Genomic DNA, 10,171 nt, shown 5'->3' with positions numbered 1-10,171 from the left:
GCCGTGCCCCGGTCGGGCCGTGCCCCGGTCGGGCCGTGCCCCGGTCGGGCCGTGCCCCGGTCGGGCCGTGCCCCGGTCGGGCCGTGCCCCGGTCGGTCCGTGCCCCGGTCGGTCCGTGCCCCGGTCGGTCCGCGGCCTGAACGGCTCGCGCCCTGGTCGGCCGGCGCTTCGGTGGGCCTGGCCCGCGGGTTGGTCGGGGAGCGCGGGTGGCACGATCGGGGCATGACGGAACTGGTCGGTCTCGACGACGTGCGGGCCGCACGGAAGTTGCTCGCTGGCGTCACCCGCACCACCCCGCTGGAGCCGTCCCGACCGCTCACCGCGGCACTGGGCGGGCCGACGTGGCTCAAGTGCGAGAACGTGCAGCGCGCCGGCTCGTACAAGGTGCGGGGCGCGTACGTGCGGATCTCCCGGTTGTCGGCGGCGGAGCGGGAGCGCGGTGTGGTGGCGGCGAGCGCCGGCAATCACGCGCAGGGCGTGGCCCTCGCCGCCGGCCTGGTCGGTACGCACGCCACCGTTTTCATGCCGGTGAACGCGCCGCTGCCGAAGGTGGCGGCCACCAAGGGGTACGGCGCGCAGGTCGAGTTGGCCGGGAACACCGTCGACGAGTCGCTGGTGGCGGCGCACACGTACGCCGAGCGCACCGGGGCGGTGCTGATCCACCCGTTCGACCACGTCGATGTGATCGCCGGGCAGGGCACTGTGGCGCTGGAGATCCTCGAACAGTGCCCGGACGTGAAGACGATCATCACCGGGGTGGGTGGCGGCGGTCTGATCTCGGGCATGGCGGTGGCCGTGAAGGCGTTGCGGCCGGACGTCCGAATCATCGGTGTCCAGGCGGCCGGGGCGGCGGCGTTTCCGCCCTCACTCGTGGCGGGAGAACCGGTCCGGCTGCCGGCCTTCTTCACCATCGCCGACGGCATCGCGGTCGGTCGGCCGGGCGAGATCACCTTCAACCACGTGCGCAAGCTGGTCGACGAGATCGTCACGGTTTCCGAGGAGGACATCTCCCGGGCCCTGCTGATGCTGTTGGAGCGCGGCAAGCAGGTGGTCGAGCCGGCCGGGGCGGTAGGTGTCGCCGCGCTGCTGGCCGGCGTGGTCGAGGTGGAGACGCCTGTCGTCGCGGTGTTGTCCGGTGGCAACATCGACCCGCTGTTGATGATGCGGGTGATCGAGCACGGGTTGGCCGCGGCGGGTCGCTACCTGCGGGTGACCGTCCGTTGTTCGGACCGCCCGGGGCAACTCGCGTCGCTGCTCAGCCAGATCGCCGAGCACCGGGCCAACGTGGTGGACGTGGAGCACCAGCGGGCCAACCCGCACCTCGGCCTCGGCGAGGTGGAGGTGGCGCTATCGGTGGAGACTCGGGGCGTCGAGCACTCGGACACGCTTATCAGCGCCCTGCGGGCCAGCGGCTACCAGGTGGTCTTCGCGGCCGAGGCGTGACACCGGTGGGTGTCACGCCTCGGAATGTGCGGTGCCTACGACAGTGGCCGGCGGCGGTCGACCCGGCCGGCAGCGGGTAGGGCGATCGGCGACGATCAGCCGGAGAACGGCTCGAAGCTGACCACTGTCACCTTGATGTCGGCGCCGCTGGGCGCCGTGTAGGTGCAGGTCTGCCCGGCTCGGCCGCCCAGGATCGCCTTGCCCAGCGCGGACTCGGGGCTGTAGACGGTCAGGTCGGTGGTGGCCGCGATCTCCCGGGAGCCGAGCAGGAAGGTCTCGGTGTCGGTGGTGTCGTCGTCGAAGTAGATCGTCACCACCATGCCGGGCGAGACCACGTCGGCCGTCGGCGCTGTGCCGACCTTCGCGGTGCGCAGCAGCTCCTGCAGGTAGCGGATGCGCCCCTCGGCCTTGCCCTGCTCCTCGCGGGCGGCGTGGTAGCCGCCGTTCTCCTTGAGGTCGCCCTCCTCGCGCCGGGCGTTGATCTCGGCTGCGATCGCCGGGCGGTTGGCGATGTGCTCGTCGAGCTCGGCCTGGAGGCGGTCGTGCGCGTCCTGCGACAGCCAGGTGGCGGGCGCCTCGTTGCCAGTGGACACAGGCGTTCTCCTCAGTTGTGCGTGGCTGGCTGACAGGTGAACTACCAAGTTACCAGTGCAGTACGACACACTCTGTCGGCCGTCACCGCCGGTGTCCGGATCCGACACCCGCGGTAGGGGCTCGGCAAACACCGCCTTCGGGGCTGTTTGGGCAGCTCAGGCCGGTGGTTGGCAGCGCAGGACCTCGCCGATGAACGGCCGTGCGGTGGTGGCCAGGCGGTGCCGGGCCGTGACGTGCCGATCGCCGGGGTCGGCGGTCACGGTGACCTGTTCGCGGGCCACCTCGGCGCCGGAACGGTCCCGGGCCCGCAGCACGCAGACCGCTGACCCGCCGGTCGGGACGGTCACCCGAAAGTCGACAAGGACCTGGTTGTCCGTGATGTCGGTGTACGTGATCACCTGGGCGTCGTAGGCCGGATCGCCGTACTGGCGGTAGAGCCGGACCGAGATCACGGTCAGCGTGGCCACGAGTGCCAGCAGCACCAGCCCGGCCAGCAGCGTACGGCGGCGCTTGCCGCCCGGTGCCCGGCGGCGGCCGTAGCGTCCGGCCGGAAAAACCGGCGCGCCTGGGGAAATTGTGGCGTGCGTCTCGGTCACCGGCGGGTATCTCCTGGCGTTGTTGTCGGCGGCATCGGCAAGAATGACAGAGCCCCATCCTCCCATCCGGTCCAGCGGCAGGAATGGCAGGTCATGCCCGGCACTGGTGGCCGGTGACAGGGTGCGGTGAGGAAAGATCCCGGCAGGTCAGCCGGTCGAGCCCGGTCGGGTCCACCGTCCGGCACAGACGAGGAGCGCCGAAGTTGGCAGAGCAACTGCGTCTCATGGCCGTGCACGCGCACCCGGACGACGAGTCGAGCAAGGGCGCGGCGACGACGGCGAAATATGTCGCCCAGGGGGTGGACGTCCTGGTCGTGACGTGCACCGGCGGCGAGCGCGGGAGCGTTCTCAACCCCAAGCTCGACCGGCCCGACGTGTGGGCCAACATCGGCGACATCCGGCGTGCCGAGATGGACGCCGCGCGGGCGATCCTCGGCGTCGACCAGGCCTGGCTGGGCTTCGTCGACTCGGGTCTGCCCGAGGGCGATCCGTTGCCGCCGCTGCCCGAGGGGTGTTTCGCCCTGCAGGACGTCGAGGTCGCCGCGGGTCCGCTGGTGCGGCTGATGCGCGAGTTCCGTCCGCACGTGGTGACCACGTACGACGAGGAGGGCGGCTACCCGCACCCGGACCACATCATGTGCCACAAGGTGAGCGTGGCCGCGTTCGAGGCCGCCGGTGACCCGGAGCGCTACCCGGAGCTGGGCGCTCCCTGGCAGCCGCTGAAGCTCTACTACGACATCGGCTTCTCCAAGGGCAAGATCATGGCCCTGCACGAGGGCATGCTGGCCGCCGGCCTGGAGTCGCCGTACGAGGAGTGGCTCAAGCGGTGGGAGGATCGGCCCGACAAGGGCCCCCGGATCACCACCCGGGTGGAGTGCGCCGAATACTTCCCGGTTCGCGACGACGCGCTCCGCGCCCACGCCACCCAGGTCGACCCGGACGGCTTCTGGTTCCACGTGCCGATGGAGCTGCAGCGGAGCGCCTGGCCGACAGAGGATTACGAGCTGGCCCGCTCGATGGTCGACAGCCCGCTGCCCGAGTCCGATCTCTTCGCGGGAGTACGGGAGACGGCGCACGCGCGCTGATTCCCGGCGGGGCTACCCTGGTTACCAACCGCACATCGGAGGAACGCCATGCTGACCGCTGCCCAGGTGCTCGCGGAGAACAACTTCGGGGACACCCGCACGGGTGGTCTGGCCGGGCCGATGGGCCTCTTCCTCATCCTGCTGCTGGCCACCGCGACCATCCTGCTGATCCGCAACATGAACTCTCGGCTGCGCCGGCTGCCGGACCGTTTTCCCCAGCAGTCCGGGCCGACCGACCCCACCAGGGCCGATGCGGCAGTCGTCGATCCGACAGACGGGACCGGGGGGCGTGATTCATCCACGCCCGCTCCCAACGGGCACCAGCAGCACCTGAACGGGTAGTCCGCGCATGAATCACGCCGAACCGGGTGGTCGCCCCCTGTTGCGACCACTCGGTTTGGCTTAGCCTTCCGCCGGGGGGACCAAAAGTCTCCGAGCCGTGTGCGGGAGGGGGCGCCGATGACCAGCACAGCACCGGCCGCCCGCCGCGACGTCGGTCGGTCGGCTGACGGGGGAGGTCGATGACCTCCGGTGCGACCGACGACCCGTTCGATCGGCTCGGGGTGCGTGGCACACCGGGCCGGGTGCTCGTACTCACCGCCGCCGTCACGCTGACCGCTCTGGCCGCCGCCGCTGTCGGGTTGACCCTTCCGGTCCGGCTGCCGGCCGACGACCCCCTCGGCGGTCCGGCCCGCTTCGGCATCGCCGTCGCCGTCCTGGGCCTCGCTCAGCTCGCCCGGCTGCGGTTCCGCTCGGCCGCGGGCATGGTCAGCATCACCTGGGGCGAGGCGGCTCTGATCGTCTGCCTCTACCTGACCCCGGCCGGCTGGCTCCCGTCGGCCACGCTGCTCGGCACCGGGCTGGCCTGGACCCTGCTGTCCCTGCACAACGATCGTCGTCCGGTCCTGGAGATCGTCCGGATCGCCGCGTCGCTGGCCGCCGCGTCGGCGCTCGCCGTGTCCGTGACCACGGCGCTCGGTCGGCCGCTGCTCTCCCCGCCCACCCCGGTGCTGGCGCTCGCCGTCATCGCCGGTTCGGTGACGTACCTGCTGGTGACCGCCTGGCTGGGTGGGGTGACGCTGGGCCTGCGGCATGGGCTGCCGATCGGGCCACCGTTGCTCGCCGCGCTGCGCGGCAAGCTGATGATGTTCGTCGGCAACGTGGCGGTGGGGCTGGTGGTGGTCGCCCTGCTGGAGTTGGACCCTCGCTGGTTGCTGTTGCTGCCGCCGCTGCTGTGGCTGCTCCAGCAGACCTACCGCTACCGGCTGCGCTCTGATCAGGAGCGCCGCACCTGGCGGGCTTTCGCCGAGGCCACCGCAGCCCTCAACCAGCTCGACGAGCGGGGCGTGGCAAGCGCGGCGGTCACCGGCGCGCTGACGCTGTTCAACGCCGAACTGGTGGACGTCGACGTGGCCCGTACCGACGGCCGGTGGCACCGCTACCGGGGCGACGCCAGCGGCCAACTGGTCGACCGGGAGACCGGCCCACCGGACCAGTCGGAGCCGGACGAGCACGAGCTGAGCCGCGCGCTGTCGGTGGGCGCCGCGCCGGTCGGCCGGCTGCGGGTGAGGTTCCCCCGTTCGGCCCCGCCCACCGCCCGCGAACACGACGCGGTGGCCGCGTTCGGCGACGCGCTCGCCGCCGCCCTGCACGACGCCGCGACCCACCACGAACTGCGGCTGGTCACGGCCCGTTCGTCGTACGAGGCGGTGCACGACCCGCTCACCGGCCTCGTCAACCGGGCGGCGATGCTGAGTAAGGGTGATCAGTCGCTGCGACAGCTCAGCCACGATCACCCGGTGGCACTGCTGCTGCTGGACATCAACCAGTTCAAGGAAGTCAACGACACGCTCGGCCACGCGGCGGGTGACCAGCTGCTGCGGCTGACCGCGAACCGGCTCAGCGGATTGGTTCGCAGCGGTGACCTGCTCGGCAGACTCGGCGGCGACGAGTTCGCCCTGCTGCTCACGGCGGTGCCGGTGCTCGGCGACCGGGCCGCCCCGATGGCCCACGCGTTGCGCCAGGCCCGCGAGATCGCCGAGCGGTTGGCCGCGCCGACCGAGGTGGCCGGCGTACGGATGTCCATCGAGGTTTCGGTCGGTGTGGTGGTGGCCGCCGCGGGCACCGCGGACCTGACCGAGCTGCTGCGGCGGGCCGATATCGCGATGTACCAGGCCAAGGACGGCGGCGGCAACGTCGCCGCGTACGACGGCGCACGCGACGCGGCCAGCACCGACCAGCTCGCCCTGCTGGCCGAGCTGCGTGAGGCGTTGACTGTCGACGATCAACTGGTGCTGGCGTTGCAGCCGGCGGTCGACCTCGCCACCGGTGCCCCCACCGGCGTGGAGGCGCTGATCCGGTGGCAGCACCCCCGACGTGGGTGGCTGAACCCGGCCGACTTCATCCGGCCGGTGGAGAACAGCGAGCAGCTCGGCACGTTCACCCGCTACGTGCTGGACAAGGCGCTAGGCGTGGCAGCCGGTTGGGCCCGGGAGGGGTTGGACGTTCCGATCTCGGTGAACCTGTCGGCGCGCAGCCTGCTCGACCCCCGGCTGCCGGCGGAGATCGCTGACGCGTTGCACCGCCACCAGGTGCCGCCGCACCGGCTCGTTCTGGAGATCACCGAGACAGTGGTGATGAGCGAACTGGAGGTCATCGACGAGGTGTTGGCGACCCTCCGGTCGATGGGCGTGCAACTCGCCGTCGACGACTTCGGCACCGGCTTCTCGTCGCTCACCTTCCTCACCCGGATCGCTGTGGACGAGTTGAAGGTGGATCGTTCGTTCGTCATCCGGATGGCCGACTCGCCGGAGGCCGCCGCGATCGTCCGGACGACTGTGGGCCTCGCCCACGAGTTGGGGTTGCGGGTGGTCGCCGAAGGCGTGGAGACCGCCGAGCAGCGGATGGCCCTGGCCGAGCTGGGGTGCACCTCCGCGCAGGGCTACCACTTCTTCAAGCCGATGCCGGCAGACAAGATCAGCGCGGTGCTGGGGTCGCTGCGCGACTCGGCCGAGTCGAACGTGTTCCGGCTCCGCGCCGACGGCGCCTCCTGACCGTCCGGGTGGAGCCTGCACGGTCCGCGCCGGGGCTGGCTATGGTCGTCAGGTGAACCGACTCGTCGACGCCACCAGCCCGTACCTGCTCCAGCACGCCGACAACCCGGTCGACTGGTGGCAGTGGTCGGACGAGGCGTTCGCCGAGGCGAAGCGGCGCGACGTTCCGGTGCTCATCTCGGTGGGCTACGCGGCCTGCCACTGGTGCCACGTCATGGCCCACGAGTCGTTCGAGAACGCGCAGGTCGGCGCGCTGATGAACGACAACTTCGTGTCGATCAAGGTGGATCGTGAGGAGCGCCCGGACGTGGACGCGGTCTACATGACCGCGACCCAGGCGATGACCGGTCAGGGCGGTTGGCCGATGACCGTCTTCGCCACCCCGGACGGCACCCCGTTCTTCTGCGGCACCTATTTCCCGCGACCCAACTTCGTCCAGTTGCTCCAGTCGGTCGCCACCGCCTGGCGGGAGCAACGTGAGGCGGTGCTGGGCCAGGGCGCCGCCGTGGTCGAGGCCATCGGCGGCGCGCAGGCAGTGGGCGGCCCCACCGCGCCGTTGGACGCCCCGTTGCTCGACGCGGCAGCCGCCAAGCTGGCCAGCGAGTACGACGCCACGAACGGCGGGTTCGGTGGCGCCCCCAAGTTTCCGCCGCACATGAACCTGCTCTTCCTGCTGCGCCACCACCAGCGCACCGGTGACCCGGGCAGCCTGGAGGTCAGCCGGCACACCGCCGAGGCGATGGCCCGGGGTGGCATCTACGATCAGCTCGCGGGCGGCTTCGCGAGGTATTCGGTGGACGCGCACTGGACGGTGCCGCACTTCGAGAAGATGCTCTACGACAACGCGCTGCTGCTGCGGGTCTACACCCAGCTGTGGCGACTCACCGGTGACCCGCTGGCCCGCCGGGTGGCCCGGGACACCGCCCGGTTCCTCGCCGACGAGCTGCACCGGCCCGGGCAGGGCTTCGCGTCCGCGCTGGACGCCGACACCGAGGGCGTCGAAGGGCTCACCTACGCCTGGACGCCCGCCCAGCTCGTCGAGGCGTTGGGCGAGGACGACGGCCGGTTCGCCGCCGACCTGTTCACAGTCACCGACGACGGCACCTTTGAACACGGCATGAGTGTGCTGCGGCTCGCCCGGGACGTGGACGACGCCGCGCCCGAGGTGCGTGCCCGGTGGCAGCAGATCGTCGGGCGGCTGCTCGCGGCCCGGGACACTCGCCCGCAGCCGGCCCTCGATGACAAGGTGGTGGCCGCCTGGAACGGTTTGGCGATCACCGCCATCGCCGAGTTCCAACAGGTAGCTGCCCTCTCCGCGTCCCCGCAGGACGAGGATGCCAACCTGATGGACGGCGTGACGATCGTCGCCGACGGGGCGATGCGTCAGGCCGCCGAGCACCTGGCCACTGTGCACCTGGTGGACGGCCGGCTGCGCCGGGTCTCCCGCAACGGCAAGGTCGGCGAACCGGCCGGTGTCCTGGAGGACTACGGCTGTGTGGCCGAGGCCTTCTGCGCGCTGCACCAGCTCACCGGCGAGGGTCGCTGGCTCACTCTTGCCGGCGAACTGCTGGACACCGCCCTGGCGCACTTCGCCGCGCCCGGAGGCGCCTTCTACGACACCGCCGACGACGCGGAGCGGCTCGTCGCCCGACCGGCCGACCCGACCGACAACGCCACCCCGTCCGGCCGGTCGGCGTTGATCGCCGGGCTGGTGGCGTACTCGGCGTTGACCGGCGAGACGCGCTACCGGGAGGCCGCCGAAGCGGCCCTCGGCACTGTCGCGCCGATCGTCGGCAAGCACCCCCGGTTCAGCGGGTACGCGGCAATGGTGGGCGAGGCGTTGGCCTCCGGGCCGTACGAGATCGCCGTGGTCACCGACGACCCGACCGGCGACCCCCTGGTGGCCGCCGCCCACCGGCACGCACCGCCGGGAGCGGTGGTCGTCGCCGGGCGTCCGGACCAGCCGGGTGTGCCGCTGCTCGCCGACCGTCCGCTTGTCGACGGGCGGTCCGCCGCGTACGTCTGCCGGGGTTTCGTCTGCCAGCGGCCGGTCACCTCGGTCGACGACCTGGTCGCCGAGTTGGCCTGAGCGCACCACCACGCCCGGTAGTCGCTGGCGCGCCTCGCGTGGTGGTCCCGCCGGCGCTCGCCCGTCGGGTCGCCAGCCCTCCGGCCGAGCCCGTCGGCGGCCCGGATAGGCTGGCCGCGCTATGGATTCCCGTACCGGTCTGCCAGTTGTCGGAATGGTGGGTGGCGGCCAGTTGGCCCGGATGACCCACCAGGCCGCGATCGCCCTCGGCCAGTCACTGCGTGTGCTCGCGACCGCCCCTGACGACGGCGCGGCGCTCGTCGCCGCCGACGTCCAGTACGGCGACCACACCGACCTGGCCGCCCTGCGCACCTTCGCCAAGGGCTGTGACGTCGTCACCTTCGACCACGAGCACGTGCCCTCCGAGCACATTCGCACGCTGGCGGCCGAAGGGGTGTCCCTGTACCCGCCGGCGGACGCGCTGCTGCACGCCCAGGACAAGCAGGTCATGCGGGAGCGCCTGACCGAGCTGGGTGCCCCCAACCCGGCCTGGCGGCCCGTCGGGGAGCCCGCCGACCTCGTCGGCTTCGGCGAGCAGGTCGGCTGGCCGGTGGTGCTGAAGGCGGCCCGGGGCGGCTACGACGGCCGGGGCGTCTGGATGGTCGACGACGCCACCCAGGCCACCGAGCTGGCGGCCACGCTGCTCGCCGGTGGCACCCGGCTGATCGTCGAGGAGCGGGTGCCGCTGCGGCGGGAGTTGGCCGTGCAGGTGGCCCGTTCGCCGTTCGGTCAGGTGGCCGCGTACCCGGTGGTCGAGACGGTGCAACGCGACGGCATCAACGTGGAGGTGCTGGCCCCGGCGCCCGGCCTCGACGAGGAGCTGGCGGTCTCCGCGCAGCAGCTCGCCATCGACCTGGCCACCGCGCTCGGCGTGATCGGTCTGCTGGCCGTGGAGCTGTTCGAGGTGCGCGACGACGCCGGCCGGCCCGCGATAGTGGTCAACGAGCTGGCGATGCGTCCGCACAACTCGGGGCACTGGACCATCGAGGGTGCCCGGACCTCCCAGTTCGAGCAACACCTGCGGGCGGTGCTGGACTACCCGATGGGTGACACAGCGTTGACCGCCCCGGTGGTGGTGTCGGCGAACGTGCTCGGCGGCGAGCCGGGCGGCATGTCGATCGACGAGCGGTTGCACCACCTCTTCGCCGCCGAGCCGGGTGCCAAGGTGCACCTGTACGGCAAGCAGGTGCGACCCGGCCGCAAGATCGGGCACGTCACCGTGCTCGGTGACGACCTCGACGACCTGCGGGCCCGTGCCGCCCGCGCCGCGCGGTGGCTGCGCGAGGGCCACGAGTGAGCCACGATTTCGGG

8 protein-coding genes are annotated in these 10,171 nt (G+C 71.8%); 6 read left to right on the top strand and 2 right to left on the bottom strand.

Annotation, left to right across the window (positions count from 1 at the left end):
- Positions 1-222 precede the first annotated feature (222 nt).
- Positions 223-1,443 carry a threonine ammonia-lyase gene (gene ilvA / locus ABZ406_RS18855; RefSeq protein ID WP_357762990.1) on the top strand — a complete coding sequence of 407 codons (1,221 nt, stop codon included), beginning with the start codon at positions 223-225 and terminating at the stop codon, positions 1,441-1,443.
- A 95-nt stretch (positions 1,444-1,538) separates the two neighbouring features.
- Here the strand turns inward: ilvA and greA are convergent, their stop codons facing one another.
- Together greA and ABZ406_RS18845 are read right to left on the bottom strand one after the other, a co-directional pair.
- Positions 1,539-2,036 carry a transcription elongation factor GreA gene (greA, locus tag ABZ406_RS18850; protein ID WP_357762987.1) on the bottom strand — a complete coding sequence of 166 codons (498 nt, stop codon included), beginning with the start codon at positions 2,034-2,036 and terminating at the stop codon, positions 1,539-1,541.
- Between the two features lie 156 nt (positions 2,037-2,192).
- Complete coding sequence (locus ABZ406_RS18845) at positions 2,193-2,633, bottom strand: DUF4307 domain-containing protein (RefSeq protein ID WP_357762984.1); 441 nt, start codon at positions 2,631-2,633, stop codon at positions 2,193-2,195.
- 203 nt (positions 2,634-2,836) lie between these two features.
- Here ABZ406_RS18845 and mca point away from each other — a divergent pair, with 203 nt between their 5' ends.
- From mca to ABZ406_RS18820, 5 genes are all read left to right on the top strand, one after another.
- On the top strand, positions 2,837-3,718 hold the full coding sequence (gene mca / locus ABZ406_RS18840) for a mycothiol conjugate amidase Mca (protein ID WP_357762981.1): 882 nt from the start codon (positions 2,837-2,839) through the stop codon (positions 3,716-3,718).
- Positions 3,719-3,766: 48 nt separating this feature from the next.
- Complete coding sequence (locus tag ABZ406_RS18835; protein ID WP_357762978.1) at positions 3,767-4,060, top strand: hypothetical protein; 294 nt, start codon at positions 3,767-3,769, stop codon at positions 4,058-4,060.
- A gap of 179 nt (positions 4,061-4,239) precedes the next feature.
- Entirely contained in the window at positions 4,240-6,771 is a 2,532-nt protein-coding gene (locus tag ABZ406_RS18830; RefSeq protein WP_357762975.1) for a bifunctional diguanylate cyclase/phosphodiesterase, read from the top strand.
- A gap of 52 nt (positions 6,772-6,823) precedes the next feature.
- Positions 6,824-8,860, top strand: a complete 2,037-nt coding sequence (locus ABZ406_RS18825) for a thioredoxin domain-containing protein (protein ID WP_357762972.1) — start codon at positions 6,824-6,826, stop codon at positions 8,858-8,860.
- A 121-nt stretch (positions 8,861-8,981) separates the two neighbouring features.
- A complete protein-coding gene (locus ABZ406_RS18820; protein WP_357762970.1) occupies positions 8,982-10,157 on the top strand; it encodes a 5-(carboxyamino)imidazole ribonucleotide synthase in 1,176 nt (391 codons plus the stop codon).
- The last annotated feature ends 14 nt before the right edge of the window (positions 10,158-10,171 follow it).

Origin of the sequence: Micromonospora sp. NPDC005710 (assembly GCF_040630995.1) — a bacterium.
Classification (GTDB): domain Bacteria; phylum Actinomycetota; class Actinomycetes; order Mycobacteriales; family Micromonosporaceae; genus Micromonospora.
This window is presented reverse-complemented; position numbering and strand designations above follow the sequence as displayed.